Source organism: Mitsuaria sp. CC2, assembly GCF_048957715.1.
GTDB lineage: Bacteria > Pseudomonadota > Gammaproteobacteria > Burkholderiales > Burkholderiaceae_C > Roseateles.
Genome location: NZ_JARVXN010000017.1, coordinates 79,565 through 95,658 on the forward strand (window position 1 = coordinate 79,565; position 16,094 = coordinate 95,658).

Genomic DNA, 16,094 nt, shown 5'->3' on the forward strand with positions numbered 1-16,094 from the left:
TGGCCCCCTGACCGCCCGCACCCATGACCCTCCATCGCCGCCGCCTCTTCCCCACCGCTGCCGCTGTCTGGGCGCTGATCGCTTCCTCCGCCTTCGCACAGACCACCCCGGCCTCCGGGCCGGCGTCGGCGACGGCGCGCGCCGCCGCGGAGACCGCCGCCCCGCCGCTGGATCCGCGCGTGGCGCCGCTGCTCGCGGACATCTCCGCCGAGCGCATCGAGTCGACCATCCGCAAGCTGGCCGCCTTCGGCACGCGCCACACCGCGTCCGACACGAAGAGCGACACGCGCGGCATCGGCGCCGCGCGGCGCTGGATCGAGCGGCAGTTGAAGGACTGCAGCGCGAAGACCGGCGGCCGCCTGCAGGTCACGATGGACGCGTTCATCGAACCGGCGGGCAACCGCCTCTCGGCGCCGACGGAGCTGGTGAACGTCGTGGCCACGCTGCCCGGCGCGTCGGCCGGCACGCCGCGAGAGCGCATCCTGGTGGTCAGCGGACATTACGACTCCCGGAACAGCGACGTGATGGATGCGCAGGGCGAAGCGCCCGGCGCCAACGATGACGCCTCCGGCACCGCCGCCGTCATGGAGATGGCTTGCGCGGCGGCCAGGCAGCGCTTCGACGCGACCCTGGTGTTCATGGCCGTTCCCGGCGAGGAGCAAGGTCTGCTCGGCGCCCGCCACTGGGCCCGGCGCGCCCGCGCGCAAGGGCTGAATGTCGAAGGCATGATCACCAACGACATCGTCGGCAGCTCGCGCGGCGACAAGGGCGAGCACGATCCGAAGCGGCTGCGCCTCTTCGCCGACGGCTTCGATCCGCTGCTGCGCCTGCTGGTGAACGCCAACGCCAACAGCCCGGCCAACGAGGACGAGGTCAAGACCAACGCGGCGATCCGCGCGCAGCTGCAGCCGCTGGCGGTGGCCGGCGGCGGCGAGGAGCTGCCCACGCAGCAGTTCGGCCGTCACCTGAAGGCCGAGGGCGAGCGCTACCTGCCCGGCTTCCGCATCGACCTGATCCAGCGCCGCGACCGCTACCTGCGCGGCGGCGACCATCTTCCCTTCCTGGAGCGCGGCTACGCGGCGGTGCGCTTCACCGAGCCCTTCGAGGACTTCCGTCACCAGCACCAGAACCTGCGCACCGAGGGGGGCCTCGTCTACGGCGACCTGCCGGAGTTCGTGGACTTCGGCTACGTGGCCGATGTGGCGCGCGTGAACCTCGCGGGTCTGGCGACCTTGGCCTGGGCGCCGTCGCCGGTGAAGGGTGCGCGCATCGATGCGCGCGAGCTGACCAACGACACGACGCTGCTGTGGACCGCGAACGTCGATCCCGAGCTGGCGGGCTATCGCATCGTCTGGCGCCGCAGCGAATCGCAGGCCTGGGAGGGCGCGAAGGACGTCGGCAACGTCACCAAGGTCACGCTGCCGCTGTCCAAGGACAACCTGATCTTCGGCGTGCAGGCCGTGTCGAAGTCGGGCCACGCGAGTCTGGCGAGTTACCCGTTGCCGCTGGCGCGCTGAGAACTTCGTCGGAGCGGCGTCTCATGCATCGGGCAGAGCGTGCCCCGCGTCGCGGGCCGCCTGTGCCCAGCGACGGATCGTCGCGCGCAGGCGCCGGTGCGTCGCCTCGTCGAGTGGCATCTCGCCAGTGAGGGCGAGTGCCGCCTCCGGTGTCACGTATCCGTGCTCGAACAGCGCCGCGCAGAACTCGCGATCCTTGTCCCGACCGGCAGCGGCCTTGGCAAGGAACAGATCGACGATGCCCAGGCAGTAGCCCACCCGGTCATTCGTATTGGCGTTCTGCACTCGACGTACTCGCGTCATCCAGTCCCTCGGCAGGATCGCCGTGTCCGGTCCGACGCCTTGAGCGTAGTAGCCATAGCTGTCGTGGAACGGCGATCCTTCACCGATGGCGCCATCGATCATGTCCGCCAGTTCCGGCGCCTGGAGGGGATAGATGTCCGCTTCCATGGAGACCGTGAAGACCGCTTCAGGCGTCGCCGTCGTGCCGAGGATCGACTGGCTCCCCACGATCACGAACTCGTACTGATCCGTGATGTCGCCGCTCGCGCGGATGATGTGTTCCAGCTCTTGTCGCGTCATGGTGTCTCTGACGACTCTGCCGGCGGAGTGCCGACGCCAGAGTCAAGGATGACGCCGTTCTTCAGTTGGTTCACTTGCCTCAAGATGCGTTGTCGCACCTCCTCCGGGAGGATCGTGACCAGAGGGGATGTCTGTCGAAGCTGTTGCGCGCGTCGCGTGGCGCCAAGCACCTTGCGCCACGCGCCTTCACTCAGGATGTCCTGCCACTCGCGCCATAGCGTGGCAGAACGAGCATCGCCAGAAGACAGCCAACGTTCGACCGTGGCTTGCGCCTTCTGAATCAACGCAGGATCGGCCTTGGCCAGGCGCACGGCCTCCTGATGCATCGTGATGCTCTGCAGATCCTGGAGGCGATGCTTCGCATTGCTGGCCGAGACCTCCACGCGCACGGCCGGAGCCTCTCGCCGAGATCTCGCGGCCGCTGAGTCCGCAGGTGGCGGCTGCAGGACGTCGCCAGCCAGCAATGCAAGTTCACCACTGACCCCCAGCACGGACATCACTCGCAGGTAGGTGCCGATGGACGTCGCCGGATCTCCGGCTTCCACGGCCCGCAGCGTGTTGCGCGTGACGCCCACTCTCGCGGCCATGTCGACGGTGCCAAGACCTTGCGACTTGCGCAGACGGCGCAGGCGTTCACCCAGTTGAAGCAGCAACTGGCGATCAAGGATCTCGGTGGCTTGGTGAGCGCTCATTTGGTCAACATATTAACCAAAACATAAGATTTTGGTTATTTTGATGACCAATTGAGCAACCATCAATTTACCGCAGCACACCCTTCCCCAACCACTGCCCCCAGATCTTCATCGTCACCCGCTGATCCGAGAGCCCGGGGTACTCCGCCATCGTCTTGCGCAACGCCGTCTCGTCGGTGCCGCGAGAGAACACCACCTCGCCGATCGGTCCGTCCTCCAGCGAGTACCAGGCCCCGATGACGCCTTCGTCGAGCGCCCGCTGCAGGAAGATCGGCACCGCGTCCTTGTCCTTCGCCTCCGCGCGGCTGAACAGCACGATGCGGTTCTCCTCGATCCCGTCGGGATCGATGCCGGTGTGGCGCAGCGCCTGGTGCACGGTCGCCGGCTGCGCGTTGACGACCATGTAACCCTCGCGGATGTACTGGTCGGGCTCGAAGTAGCTCAGCAGGATCTGCCGGTTGGGCGCCTTGACCACGACGATGCCGCGCTTCTGCTTCAAGGGATCGCGCAACGGTCCCGCCGCGAAGAGCTTTTCGTCCGCGAAGAGCCGTTTGAAGTTTTCCAGATGCCCGGTCTGCATCGCCGCCACGGCGGCCTTGTCGTCGGGCACCGGCTTGCCGGTCTCGAGGAAGATGAACCAGTACTGCTCGGCGGCGATCATCTGAGGGCGGGTCTGTGCGTGGGTCGGTAGCGCCGCGAGCGCGGACAGCGCAGGCATCGCGGCCGCCGTGGCGATCAGGGAACGTCGTTGCATCGGAGTCTCCTTGGTCGTTCACCGGGCCGTCGAGCGACCATCGGCGTCGATGGACGACTCTACTCCCGGCCGCCGCCCATGCCGAGCACCTGCAGCGAACGCAGCATCAGGCGACTGCTGGTGACGTTGGTGGCGCAGGCGACGTTGTGCACGTCGCAGGCGCGGACCAGCGCGTTGATGTCGGGTTCATGCGGCTGCGGCGTCATCGGGTCGCGCAGGAAGACGACCGCGTCGATCAGGCCGACCGCGAGACGCGCGCCGATCTGCAGGTCGCCGCCATGCGGGCCGGACAGCATCCGCTCGACCGTCAGGCCGACCTCGGCCGTGAGCCGCGTGCCGGTGGTGCCGGTCGCCACCAGCTCGCAGCCGCCGAGGAAACCGGCGAACTCGGTCGCCAGCATCACCATCTCGTCCTTCTTGCCGTCGTGGGCGATCAGGGCGATGCGCAGGCGCGCACCGGTCGCCGTCGCGGAACCCGGCAGGGCGGCGGCGGAAGCCAGCGGGGGGGTGGGAGCAGTGGCGTCGGTCATGGTTGCCATCGTAGGCCCGGAGGCTGCACGCGCGAGTTACCGGCGCGGTTCTTTCTGCGTGCTCCGCGTCTCCAGCGGCACGTTGCCGACGCCGCGGTTCATCGCGTTGAGCAGGTCGCCGTTGTCCTGGCTGAGTTCCCAGGCGAAGACGCCCGCGAGGCCGTGGTCGCGCACGAAGCGGCCCTTGGCCAGCACCGCGCGCGGATCGTCATAGCCCATCCAGAGCTTCTGAGTCGGGTTGAACAGCGACCACGACTGCGTCCCCGGATCCCAGACCGACTGGTAGCCGGCGCGGCCGTTGCCCTTCGCATCGAGGATGCGGCCGGCCATCTCGCGATAACCCTGCGCGCCCTCGCCGCCCGGATAGGCGCCAGTCTTCGCGGCGCCTGCCTTCGTCTCGCTCACCCCGGTGAAGCCTCGGCCATACATCGCGACGCCGGCCACCAGCTTCGAGCGCGGTACGCCGGCCTTCTCCAGGTTGGCCACGGCGCGCTCCAGGCTGTCGTCCGCCTGCGGCGACGACGCGCGCAGCGTCGTGTGATGGCCCGCGACCGGCGACCACATGCCGTAGAAGTCGTAGGTCATCATGAAGACCAGATCCAGCGGCTTGGACGCATCCTTGAAGTTGATCTTGCCGACGATCGAATCCATCGGGTTCACGGCCGTCGTCAGCAGATAGGGACGTCCCGTCTCGGCCGTCAACGCGTCCAGCGCCTTGCGCAGATCGGTCATCAACTCGGCGTAGGACTGGCCATCCTGCGGACTGCCGAGCTGCACGCCGTTCGCAGCGCCGTTGTTGCCGGGGTGCTCCCAGTCGATGTCGATGCCGTCGAAGGCCGGATGGTCGCGCAGGAACTGCTGCGCCGACGCCGCGAACACCGCGCGCTTCGCCGGGTCGCCGACCAGATGGAAGATCGGATCCGAGCCGCCCCAGCCGCCCACCGATGCGACGATCTTCAGGTGCGGCGCACGCTGCTTGTAGCGGGCGAAAGCGTCGTTGAAGCGCGTATCGATCGGGCCGGTACCGATCTCGAAATCCTTCTTGCCGACGCACTTCGCGGCGTCCTTCGCCAACTGGCCCGGCCCGCACAGGCGCAGGAAGGCGTAGAGCACGTGGGTCAGGTTTTGCGGGGGCACGTGCTCGATCAGCTCGACCGGCTCCCAGTTGGGCACGTAGATGCCGACGATCTTCCCGCCGGTGCGCTCGAACTCGACCGGCTTGGCGCCGAAGAGCGGGTAGCCCGGGGCATCCGCTTTCTGGCCGGCCTTCTGATCGGCCTTCGCATCGGCAACTGGCGTCGCGGCGATGGCGGCGGAGACGGCCATCGCGCCGAGCGCAGCGATCGCGGCAGTCAACGGGGTCGGGATGCGGGACAGTACGCGAACGGACATGCGGGGCCTCCAATGGACGCCGCAGCTTAGCGGATCACTCCGGAAAATAACACCAGTCAAATACCAATTTGACCGATGCAGCGACTTCGGAGAAACCTTTATGGAGCCACTTCGCCTTATGGCGCCACGTCGACCCGAAGCTGCAGTTCGCGGAGCTTCTGCACCTCCGCGTCCCGCGTGCTGTAGGTGTTGCGGTTGGCGCTCGAGGTCACACTGCCCGTGCGCGCGATCGTGACCCAGATGCCCAGCGGCGCCTGCACGGTGCTGAGGACGTCGGTGCTCGGGCGCTGCTGGCCGTCGGGCAGCGAGGTGCCGTAGGCGCCTCCCTGCGGCATCTGCGACTGGTCCGAAGCACGGACCTCGACATCCACCGGGCTGCGTCCGCCCGGCCACTTCGGTCGGACGACGATGCCGCGCACGCGCTCGGCCATGCCCTGCCGCGGCACGACGACCACGCGGTCGCGCTCGCCTTGTTGGCGATCCATCGCCACGTCGACCCATTGGATGGGTGTCGACTCGGTCATCGTGAACGAGGCCTGCGAGCCGTTGAGCACCAGCAGGCGCGGGAACAGCTGCTGACGCTGCTCGCGGTTCTCGGTAGAGAGCGCCACGCCGCCGCGCGCCGACACGCTGCCGCCCGTGCTGACCACGGTGCTGCCGTCCCGGATGCCGGCGACCGTGGACCCGCTGAGTTCGGATTCGACCCAGCGCATCTCGACCTGCAGGTTCTGCTTCGGTCCCTGCGCGTGGACCGGCGTCATCACGGAGGCGCCGACGCTGAGCGCGGCAACGGCAAGGACGGCGAGGCGGCGGTGCGAGTTCATCGCGCCAGCATACGCCGCGAGGACGTCATGTGTTCAACGCCGACGCGTTCAGCGCCCTCGTGCCGGGCGCCTACTTGTTCAGCGCTCTGCAGCGGTCGATGTCGCAGGCGGTGGGCAGCATGGAGCGGTACTCGACGACGCTGCCCCAGCTCTTCGGATCGCGCAGCGCGCAGCGTTCGCCCTTGCCGTTGTCGTAGTAGGACATCGTGTCGACGCAGCGCTTCGAATGCGCCATCAGGCCGAGGAAGTGGCCCATCTCGTGCGAGAGCACCATCTGCAGCGTCTGGTCGGCGGGGTGCTTGGGATTGCGCTCGCGCAGCAGCGCGAAGAGACCGGGACCGATCGACAGGCTGCGCGCCGTCACGTTGGCCAGCGCGAACTGGCCGCGGCTGCCGACGTCGCTCCAGAGGATCTGGATGGCGTCCTCGGGCGGCACCTGGCCGTTGGGCACGGCAATGACGGCGAGCTTCAGTCCGCAGGCGGACCAGGCCTCGGCGGAGCGCCTCACCAGCGCCATCACCTGCGATTCGCTGAACCAGGGCGGCGCGTTGTCGTGGCGATAGGCAAAGCGCAAGGAGCGCGTCGCGATCGCACGGTCGCGACCGTCGCCCCAGGTCTGCACTTCGCCGGGAAGGCATTGGGCGATCTCCTGGTCGCGCACCGAGGGAATCGCCGCGGGGGCCTTGCCCTTCTCCGGCGGGACGAACTGTGCGCTCGCGCCCAGCGGCGTGAGCGCGCCCAGCAGCGCCATGGCCACCGCGACGAACGCATGGGCCATCCGACGATGGGCGTGCATGCCGATGCTCGTGCCCGCGTCCATGCTCATGCCTTGGCGGCGCGCAGCACGCCGCGCACGTGCGGCCACAGCAGGTTGATCGCGAGCCCGCTGATGACCAGCGCTGCCGCCATCAGCTTCCACGGCGGCAGGCCTTCGCCGAGCAGCAGCGCCGAGCAGCTCATGCCGAACACGGGGACGAGCAGCGCCATCGGGACAATGGTCGCGGCGGGATGGCGTGAGAGGAGGAAGCTCCACGCGCCGTAGCCGAAGAGCGTGTTGCCGACCGACTGCCAGAGCACCGCGGCCCAGGCGCCGACGCCGGCGTGCTGGATCGCCTCGCCCATCTGCGTCGGGCCCTCGACGATGAAGGACAGCGCGAACAGCGCAGGCGCGGCGAAGGCGCTGCTCCACACCACGTAGCCCAGCATGTTCACGGCGCCGGCGCGCTTGCCGACGATGTTGCCGCTGGACCAGCAGAGCGCGGCCAGCAGCACCATCCCGAGGCCGAGCACCGTGGTCGTGCCGTCGGTGTGCGAGGCGATGACGCCGATGCCGGCCGCGGCGGTGATGAGGGCGAGCCACTGGAAGCCCTGGACGCGTTCGCCGCTCATGCGCATGGCGAGCAGCAGCGTGAAGAAGACCTGGGTCTGGATGACGAGCGAGGCGAGCCCCGGCGAGATCTGCGAGCGCATCGCCAGATAGAGCAGCGCGAACTGACCGACGCCGACGAAGGCGCCGTAGGCCGCGAGGTTGCGCCAGCCGACCTTCGGTCGCGGCAGCAGCAGCATCGCGGGCAGCGCGGCGAAGGTGAACCGTAGCGCCGCGAACAGCAGCGGCGGGAACGCGTTCAGGCCCCAGCGGATCACGACGAAGTTGCTTCCCCAGATGGCGACCACGGACAGCGCAAGCAGGAAATGTCGGAGCGGTAGCGTCATGGCGGCCGGGGAGCGAGGGGGGATCGTCGACTATGCCTGCTGAGATCTCCATGGAGCCGGTACAGGGGCTTGGGGATGCGACCGGTACAGCGGAAGGCGCCACGCATCACTGCGGCACGCCACAGAAGAGAGCCAAGCCATTGGAATCCCTTAATTCAGTTAGTCAGCTCTTGTTATTTTCAGCAATTATCAATAGTCAAACCACCGCTCTTCAGCCGACCTATTTTCATGATGGAACTTCTACCAGTTAAAACATCCTTTCGACCCATTTAATTTCGGACCGCGACTCGTCATTTGAGAACGGGCCGCCCCCGATCGCTGGGAAGGCGATCCTTGAAAGTCTGAAGGATGAAAATGGAAGAACTCCAACCACACGAACTCGAACAGGTCAGCGGCGGTATCGCCCTGCTCGCACCCTTGGCCATCGTGATGGCCGATACCGCCGGCTGGGGTGCCGTCATGGCCGCAGGTGCAGCCGGCTATGGCTTCGGTGGCGTTTTGGCCGACATGGCTACACACCAGGGCGACAACCTGGCTGACTACAACCTGTTCTAAGGGTCTTTGAAGTTGTCGGCGACTCGAGGGAGGGACGCCTTCCTCAAACCAATCGAGGCTCCAATCTCATGGATAATATTTTCCGCGTTGCTTACCTTTCCATCGCGATTCTCAATTTCGCACTGGCCTGGTACTTCTTTTCCAATCGACGTCCCGCCATGGGGCTCGCTGCGCTATCTGCATGCGCCGGGCTGATCTCAGCTTCAAACTTATCCAACCCATCGAGAAAAATCGCTTTTGGCCAGTTTCTCAAGGGTCGGGAGCGATTTGAAACTTCGGCGATCGGGGTCGCCCTGAGCTTCCTTTCACTGGTTCTGATCATCAGTGCCCTCTGTGTTGGATGGTTTGAGATCTGAATATTCTGGGGAGACAAAAGGATGAAACAATTCTCAAAAGAGTGGCGTCGCAGCACGACGCTCCTCACGCTGCTCTTGTGGGCCACCGAATACAGAATGTCGTCCGGAGTTTGGCCAGAACCAGCTCTATGCATACTCTTCGTTCTTGTGTTGGCAATCACACTGGCCGTTCTGTCACGACTCCTCAATACGCTCTGGCGTTGACTCCGACGAGGAGTTACCCCTTCGGCTTCAAATGCCCCAGCGGCAACGCCCCGCCCGCCTTCACCTCTCCGAGCGAGAAGCTGGTATGGATGTCCTTCACGTTCGGCAGGTTCAGCAACGTGTCGATCGAGAACCGGCTGAATGCATCCAGGTCGGTGGCCATCACCTCCAGCTCGAAAGTCCCGGCGCCGCTGATGTAGTGGCACGAGATCACCTCCGGCAGTTGCCGGATGGCCTCCTCCAGCTGCTTGGTCGCGGCGCCGTTGTTGCGGTCCGCGTCCACGCGCACGAAGGCCAGCACGCCCAGGCCGAGCCGGCGCCGGTCGATCTCCGCGCGGTAGCCGGTGATGAAGCCTTGCTCCTCCAGCCACCGCACGCGCCGCCAGGTCGGCGCCGGCGACAGCCCGATGCGCGTCGCCAGCTCCGCGTTGGACAGGCGCGCCTCGCGTTGCAGCTCGCCCAGGATCGCCACGTGATAGCGGTCGAGTTCGCCGCTTGCCGGAGCACCGGATCCGCCCGCGTCCTCACCCCGATCGGCGCCCCGGTCCGCGCCCCGGTCCAGCCCCTCGTCGCCGCCCGCGGAACCCGCCGCCGCCCTCATGGTTTTCCCTGAGGCGCCATTTTTCGATGCCATTCGAATCCCTTTCGTCATTCAGGGAAAGATTCTTGCTCAAACGACCCTCGCCGGCGCAGAACTAGCAAACACTCGCTGGGCGATGTTTCCTACACTGTTCTCTGCGTTTTCCGCGCGCCGCCATACTTGGCGCGACGGCAGCCAAGGCACACGGCCTCGCCACAAGCGGGGACCGGACGTCAGCCACCCATCAGGAGACTCCCCGCATGAACGCCCCCTTGCCCGAACACATCCTGCGCGCCCTCGAGAAGGTCACGCTGGATGACAAGTACGCACTCGACGAGGGCCGCGCCTTCATGAGCGGCGTCCAGGCGCTGGTCCGCCTGCCGATGCTGCAACGCACCCGCGACGCCATCGCCGGCCTCAACACCGCCGGCTTCATCTCCGGCTACCGCGGCTCCCCGCTGGGCGGCTACGACCAGGCCCTGATGGCCGCGAAGAAGCACCTCGCCAAGCAGCACATCGTCTTCCAGCCCGGCGTCAACGAGGAACTCGGCGCCACCGCCGTCTGGGGCACCCAGCAGCTCGCGCTCTTCCCCGAGAAGGCGAAGTTCGACGGCGTCTTCGGCATGTGGTACGGCAAGGGCCCGGGCGTGGACCGCTCCATCGACGTGTTCAAGCACGCCAACATGGCCGGCACATCCAAGCACGGCGGCGTGATCGCCATCGCCGCGGACGACCACATCGCCAAGAGCTCCACCGCCGCCCACCAGAGCGACCACGTCTTCAAGGCCGTCGGCTTCCCGGTGTTCTTCCCCAGCAGCGTCCAGGAGATCCTGGACATGGGCCTGCACGCCTTCGCGATGAGCCGCTTCTCCGGCCTGTGGTCGGGCATGAAGACCATCCAGGAGATCGTCGAATCGTCCAGCAGCGTCAGCGTCGATCCCGACCGCGTCGAGATCCTGATGCCCGAAGATTTCCAGATGCCCCCGGGCGGGCTGCACATCCGCTGGCCCGATCCGCCGCTGGACCAGGAAGCGCGGATGATGGACCACAAGTGGTACGCCGCCCTCGCCTACGTCCGCGCCAACAAGCTCAACCACAACGTCATCGCCACGCCGCATGACCGCATCGGCCTGATCGCCTCGGGCAAGGCCTGGAACGACACCCGCCAGGCGCTGCACGACCTGGGCCTGGACGACGACACCTGCCGCCGCCTGGGCATCCGGCTGCACAAGGTCAACGTGGTGTGGCCGCTGGAAGCGACCATCACCCGAGACTTCGCCACCGGGCTGCAGGAGATCCTCGTCATCGAGGAGAAGCGCCAGATGATCGAGTACCAGCTCAAGGAGGAGCTGTACAACTGGCGTCCCGACGTGCGCCCGAACGTGCTCGGCAAGTTCGACGAGACCGACGGCGACCGCAGCGGCGGCGAGTGGAGCCACCCGAACCCGAGCAGCAACTGGCTGCTGCGCCCGCAGGCCGACCTGACGCCGGCCATCATCGCGCGCGCCATCGCGAAGCGGCTGAAGAAGCTGGGCGTGGACGCCGACACCGCCGCGCGCCTGGATGCGCGCGTCGCGCTGATCGACGCCAAGGAGCAGTCGCTCAAGTCGGAAGAGAAGACCGCCGGCGGCGCCGACCGCACGCCGTGGTTCTGCTCCGGCTGCCCGCACAACACCAGCACGCGCGTGCCGGACGGCTCGCGCGCCGTGGGCGGCATCGGCTGCCACTACATGGTCACCTGGATGCCGGGCCGCAACACCGCGACCTTCACCCAGATGGGCGGCGAGGGCGTGCCCTGGGTCGGCCAGGCGCCGTTCACCGACGAGAAGCACATCTTCAGCAACCTCGGCGACGGCACCTACTTCCACAGCGGCATCCTGGCGATCCGCCAGTCCATCGCCGCGGGCGTGAACATCACCTACAAGGTGCTCTACAACGACGCGGTCGCGATGACCGGCGGCCAGCAGGTCGGCGAGCGCCCCGAGGGCCACAGCGTCACGCAGATCATGAACAGCCTGGTCAGCGAGGGCGTCGCCAAGTTGATCATCGTCACCGACGAGCCCGAGAAGTACGACGGCAAGCCGCTGGCGCCCGGCGTGACGGTGCACCACCGCGATGAGCTGGACGCGCTGCAGCGCCAGTTCCGCGAGATCCCCGGCACCACGGTCATCATCTACGACCAGACCTGCGCGACCGAGAAGCGCCGCCGCCGCAAGCGCGGCAAGCTGGTCGATCCGGCCAAGCGCACCGTCATCAACGAGCTGGTCTGCGAAGGCTGCGGCGACTGCTCGGTGCAGTCGAACTGCCTGTCGGTCGAACCGCTGGAGACCGAATTCGGCCGCAAGCGCCAGATCAACCAGAACACCTGCAACAAGGACTTCAGCTGCGTGAAGGGCTTCTGCCCGAGCTTCGTCACCATCGAAGGCGGTGAGCTGAAGAAGCCGAAGAAGGACAAGCGCATCAGCCCGTTCGACGCGTCGCTGCCGGTGATCCCGCAGCCGACGATCCCGAACGCGGTCGAGGCCTGGGGCATCGTCGTGGCCGGCGTCGGCGGCACCGGCGTGATCACCATCGGCCAGTTGCTCGGCATGGCCGCCCACCTGGAAGGCAAGGGCGTGATCACGCAGGACGCCGCCGGTCTGGCGCAGAAGGGCGGCGCGACCTGGAGCCACATCCAGATCGCCAACACCCCGGACGCGATCCACTGCACCAAGGTCGGCACCGCGGAGGCCGACCTGGTCATCGCCTGCGATTCCATCGTCGCCGCCAACAAGACGACGCTGGCCGTGATGCGTGAAGGCCGCAGCTTCGTCGCGCTGAACACGCACGGTTCGCCGACCGCCACGCTGGTCAACGACGCCAACTGGTCCTTCCCGGGCGCAGCCTGCGAGGCCGCGGTGCAGAAGGCCGTGGGCGCCTCGCACCTGGGCATGTTCGACGCGGAAGAGGTCGCGGTGAAGCTGCTGGGCGACTCGCTGTACACCAACCCGCTGATGCTGGGCTTCGCGTGGCAGAAGGGCCGCGTGCCGCTGAGCCACGCCGCGCTGATGCGCGCGATCGAGCTCAACGGCGTGCAGGTGGACAACAACAAGGCCGCCTTCGAATGGGGCCGTCGCTGCGCGCACGACCTGGCCGCGGTGCAGTCGCTGTTCGCGGCGCAACAGGTGATCAACTTCGTCAAGCGCCAGGGCGTGGACGAACTGATCGCCAAGCGCGTCGAGTTCCTGACCGACTATCAGAACGCCGCCTACGCCGAGCAGTACCGCGCCTTCGTCGAGAAGGTCCGCCAGGCGGAAGCGCCGGTGGGCGGGACGCGTCTGACGGAAGCCGTCGCCCGCTACCTGTTCAAGCTGATGGCCTACAAGGACGAGTACGAAGTCGCCCGCCTGCACACGGACACCAAGTTCCTGGACAAGATCAAGGGCCAGTTCGAAGGCGACTTCAAGGTCGTGCATCACCTGGCACCGCCCATGCTCGCCAAGAAGGACGACCACGGCCATCTGCAGAAGCGCGCCTTCGGCAGCTGGGTGCGCCCAGCCATGGGCATGCTGGCCAAGATGAAGGGCCTGCGCGGCACCGCCTTCGATCCGTTCGGCCATACGGAAGAGCGCAAGACGGAACGCCAGTTGATCAAGGACTACCGCGCGACGATCGAATCGATCCTGGCGAAGGGCCTCACCACCGAGCGCCTGTCGACCGCCGTCGAGCTGGCCCGCATCCCGGAAGACATCCGCGGCTACGGCCACGTGAAGGAGCGCCATCTGAAGGCGGCACGCCTGAAATGGGACCAGCTGCAGAAGCAGTGGCAAGCCGTGGCGTGACGCTCCACGGCCACTACTGACGGTAGGCCAAGCGCGGGCTCTCCGCAGGGCATGGGGCCTCGCGTCCGCGAACCCCAAGCCCTACTCCGGCCCCACCCCCGCTCGCTGCCCTCGGGCCTTGGGCCTTGGGCCTTGGGCCTTGGGCCTTGGGCCTTGGCAATCATCGATACAGCCCGCACGGGGTCTCCGGGCGGGCTGTATGTCTTTGGTCACTGCGCTGGCTTTTTCATGCCCCCGGATGGGGGAAGTGCGGATTTCCCGACGACTCACATCGATAGACTCGCACCCTTCGGCCCGCCAGAGGCCAAGTTCGACCTAATTTCGAGGGATTCCCATGACCACCACCCCCTTCGCTCGCACGCTGCGAGCCCTCACCTTCGCGCTGTTCGGCGCGATGTTCGTCGCGACCGGCCCGGCCTCGGCGCAGTCCGGCGAGAACGAGTTCGCCAAGGTGCTCGTCGCCGCGCAGAACGACATCGTGAAGGGGCCGCAGGACGTGAAGCTGTCCAGCCAGGCCGTGCTGCATCTTCCCGAAGGCAAGGTGTACGTGCCGCAGCCGCATGCGGCCAAGCTGATGCGCGCGATGGGCAATCCCGGCGACTACAGCGACCTGGAAGGCGTGGTGTTCCCGCGCGGCGACGGCGACTGGTTCGCGACGCTGCGCTTCGAGAAGTCGGGCTACATCAAGGACGACGACGCGAAGCACTGGGACTCGGCGGACATGCTGAAGAGCTTCAAGGAAGGCACCGAGGCCAGCAACGACGAGCGCAAGAAGATGGGCGGCCGCGCGCTGGAGATCACCGGCTGGGCGCAGGAACCGACTTACGCGGCGGACTCGCACCGCCTGGTGTGGGCGATGAAGTCGCGCGAAGTCGGCGCGCCGGCCAATGAACCGCAGGGCGTCAACTACAACACCTATGCGCTGGGCCGCGAAGGCTACATGAGCCTCAACCTGGTCACCGGACTGGACGAACTGCCGAAGTACAAGGGCGATGCACAGCAGCTGCTCGGCGCGCTGGAGTTCAACGACGGCAAGCGCTACGCCGACTTCAACAGCAGCACGGACAAGGTCGCCGAGTACGGCCTGGCCGCGCTGGTGCTGGGCGTGGGCGCGAAGAAGCTGGGCCTGCTGGCAGTGATCGGCGCGTTCTTCCTGAAGTTCGCCAAGATCATCATCCTCGCGGTCGTCGGCTTCGGCGGCGCGTTCATGAAGCTGTTCGGCCGCAAGAAGAGCGAGTCCGCAGAGTCCTGAGACGATGACCAAGCTGCTCTTCCTGCTGTTCAGCGGCGTCAAGTTCAGCAAGCTGCTGCTCAGCGGCGGCACGATGCTGCTGTCGGTGATCCTGTACACCTGGGTCTACGGCTGGCGCTACGCGGTGGGCTTCATCGCGCTGCTGTTCGTGCACGAGATGGGTCACTACGTCGCGGCGCGCCAGAAGGGCCTGAACGTCGGCCTGCCGACCTTCATCCCCTTTGTCGGGGCCTGGATCGAACTCAAGGAGATGCCCCACGACGCGCAGACCGAGGCCTACATCGGCCTGGGCGGTCCGCTGCTGGGCACCGTGGGCGCGACCGTCTGCTACCTGCTGGCGCGCAGCTGGAACCTCGACTGGCTGCTGGCGGTGTCGTATGCGGGCTTCTTCCTGAACCTGTTCAATCTGATTCCGCTGTCGCCGTTCGACGGCGGCCGGATCACGGCGGTGCTGTCACCGCGGATCTGGTTCGCGGGCGTGCCGGTGCTGGTCGGTCTGTTCCTCTACCGGCCCAGCCCGATGCTGCTGCTGATCGCGCTGCTGGCCGCGCCGCAGCTGATGAAAGCGTGGAAGTACCGCTCCGACAGCGAAGAGGCGCAGACGTATTACGCCGTCCCAACCCGCGTGAAGTGGGAGTACGCGGCCTACTACATCGGCCTGGCCGCCTTCCTGGCGGTGATGACGCACGACGTCCACGAGATGCTGGGCGCGGCGCGTCATCTCGGCGACGACGCCTGACGCCGCCGTGACGCCGGACGCTCAGTCCGCCGACACCGACGCCGCCGGCGCGCGATAGAACATCGCCGCCGGCGTTTTTCCGCCCTGTCCGCTCGCCCACCGGAAGTGCGGATAGGCGGCCTGGTTGTCGACGACGATCATCTCGTCCTGGTTGACGCAGCGGACGACGAGGAAGACGTGGTCCTCGCCGTGGTGCGCCTCTTCGCGGCAGGTGCTGCCGATGTCCCCGGCGCGCTGGTCGCCGGGCGGGACCTCGACCCACCCGCGCGCGAGCAGCATCGCCGGGACGTCGATCGCCCAGCACCGTTCCTGGAGATCGAAGCCCGCCTCCCGCATCAGCAGGCTCAGCAGGATGGCGCACCCATCGGCAGGATAGACCTCGCCATCAGGGTCCAGGAATCTTCTGGCGGCGAGCGCCTGCGCCGAGCAGAGCCGGTCCGGATCGACCGCCAGGGCGAGCAGCGCGGGGATCCGGGCGCGATCCGGGACATCGTCGCCGGGACGCGGAGGAAGTTCGGTGAACGGCAGGGAATGGATCAGCGGCATGAGGGCCTCGAAGTGACTTGAAGAGGGGATCTCCTCC

At 66.9% G+C, this 16,094-nt stretch carries 16 protein-coding genes; 6 read left to right on the top strand and 10 right to left on the bottom strand.

Annotation, left to right across the window (positions count from 1 at the left end; translation table 11 throughout):
* Positions 1–23 precede the first annotated feature (23 nt).
* A complete protein-coding gene (locus PV762_RS12425; protein WP_421035322.1) occupies positions 24–1,517 on the top strand; it encodes a M28 family peptidase in 1,494 nt (497 codons plus the stop codon).
* 21 nt (positions 1,518–1,538) lie between these two features.
* On the opposite strand, the gene PV762_RS12430 is transcribed toward PV762_RS12425, so the two are convergent.
* The 8 genes from PV762_RS12430 to PV762_RS12465 all read right to left on the bottom strand — a co-directional run bounded on the left by PV762_RS12430 (position 1,539) and on the right by PV762_RS12465 (position 8,004).
* Complete coding sequence (locus PV762_RS12430; protein WP_421035323.1) at positions 1,539–2,099, bottom strand: DUF6036 family nucleotidyltransferase; 561 nt, start codon at positions 2,097–2,099, stop codon at positions 1,539–1,541.
* A complete protein-coding gene (locus tag PV762_RS12435; protein WP_421035324.1) occupies positions 2,096–2,791 on the bottom strand; it encodes a helix-turn-helix transcriptional regulator in 696 nt (231 codons plus the stop codon). The genes PV762_RS12430 and PV762_RS12435 overlap by 4 nt, the downstream gene beginning before the upstream one ends.
* A 67-nt stretch (positions 2,792–2,858) precedes the next feature.
* Complete coding sequence (locus PV762_RS12440; protein WP_421035325.1) at positions 2,859–3,545, bottom strand: YciI family protein; 687 nt, start codon at positions 3,543–3,545, stop codon at positions 2,859–2,861.
* Between the two features lie 59 nt (positions 3,546–3,604).
* A complete protein-coding gene (locus PV762_RS12445) occupies positions 3,605–3,952 on the bottom strand; it encodes a methylglyoxal synthase (protein ID WP_421035361.1) in 348 nt (115 codons plus the stop codon).
* Between the two features lie 159 nt (positions 3,953–4,111).
* Positions 4,112–5,467 (bottom strand): glycoside hydrolase family 18 protein, encoded by a 1,356-nt coding sequence (locus PV762_RS12450; protein WP_421035326.1) that lies wholly within the window; start codon positions 5,465–5,467, stop codon positions 4,112–4,114.
* A gap of 116 nt (positions 5,468–5,583) precedes the next feature.
* A complete protein-coding gene (locus PV762_RS12455) occupies positions 5,584–6,291 on the bottom strand; it encodes a hypothetical protein (protein ID WP_421035327.1) in 708 nt (235 codons plus the stop codon).
* A 70-nt stretch (positions 6,292–6,361) separates the two neighbouring features.
* Positions 6,362–7,087, bottom strand: coding sequence for a hypothetical protein (locus PV762_RS12460; protein WP_421035328.1), 726 nt, complete (start codon positions 7,085–7,087; stop codon positions 6,362–6,364).
* A 26-nt stretch (positions 7,088–7,113) separates the two neighbouring features.
* Positions 7,114–8,004, bottom strand: a complete 891-nt coding sequence (locus PV762_RS12465) for an EamA family transporter (protein WP_421035329.1) — start codon at positions 8,002–8,004, stop codon at positions 7,114–7,116.
* Positions 8,005–8,358: 354 nt separating this feature from the next.
* On the opposite strand from PV762_RS12465, the gene PV762_RS12470 reads away from it, so the two are divergent.
* Together PV762_RS12470 and PV762_RS12475 are read left to right on the top strand one after the other, a co-directional pair.
* The gene (locus PV762_RS12470; RefSeq protein ID WP_421035330.1) at positions 8,359–8,559 is read left to right on the top strand and encodes a hypothetical protein; all 201 of its coding nucleotides are present in this window, start codon (positions 8,359–8,361) and stop codon (positions 8,557–8,559) included.
* 68 nt (positions 8,560–8,627) lie between these two features.
* Positions 8,628–8,915, top strand: a complete 288-nt coding sequence (locus PV762_RS12475; RefSeq protein ID WP_421035331.1) for a hypothetical protein — start codon at positions 8,628–8,630, stop codon at positions 8,913–8,915.
* A gap of 217 nt (positions 8,916–9,132) precedes the next feature.
* Here PV762_RS12475 and PV762_RS12480 read toward each other — a convergent pair whose 3' ends face one another.
* Positions 9,133–9,681: an Lrp/AsnC family transcriptional regulator gene (locus tag PV762_RS12480; RefSeq protein ID WP_421035362.1), complete on the bottom strand. Its 549-nt coding sequence runs from the start codon at positions 9,679–9,681 to the stop codon at positions 9,133–9,135.
* Between the two features lie 278 nt (positions 9,682–9,959).
* On the opposite strand from PV762_RS12480, the gene PV762_RS12485 reads away from it, so the two are divergent.
* From PV762_RS12485 to PV762_RS12495, 3 genes are all read left to right on the top strand, one after another.
* Positions 9,960–13,520: an indolepyruvate ferredoxin oxidoreductase family protein gene (locus tag PV762_RS12485; RefSeq protein WP_421035332.1), complete on the top strand. Its 3,561-nt coding sequence runs from the start codon at positions 9,960–9,962 to the stop codon at positions 13,518–13,520.
* 334 nt (positions 13,521–13,854) lie between these two features.
* The gene (locus PV762_RS12490) at positions 13,855–14,772 is read left to right on the top strand and encodes a DUF2167 domain-containing protein (RefSeq protein WP_421035333.1); all 918 of its coding nucleotides are present in this window, start codon (positions 13,855–13,857) and stop codon (positions 14,770–14,772) included.
* Between the two features lie 4 nt (positions 14,773–14,776).
* Positions 14,777–15,511 carry a site-2 protease family protein gene (locus PV762_RS12495; RefSeq protein ID WP_421035334.1) on the top strand — a complete coding sequence of 245 codons (735 nt, stop codon included), beginning with the start codon at positions 14,777–14,779 and terminating at the stop codon, positions 15,509–15,511.
* 21 nt (positions 15,512–15,532) lie between these two features.
* Here PV762_RS12495 and PV762_RS12500 read toward each other — a convergent pair whose 3' ends face one another.
* Entirely contained in the window at positions 15,533–16,057 is a 525-nt protein-coding gene (locus PV762_RS12500; RefSeq protein WP_421035335.1) for a hypothetical protein, read from the bottom strand.
* Between the last annotated feature and the right edge of the window lie 37 nt (positions 16,058–16,094).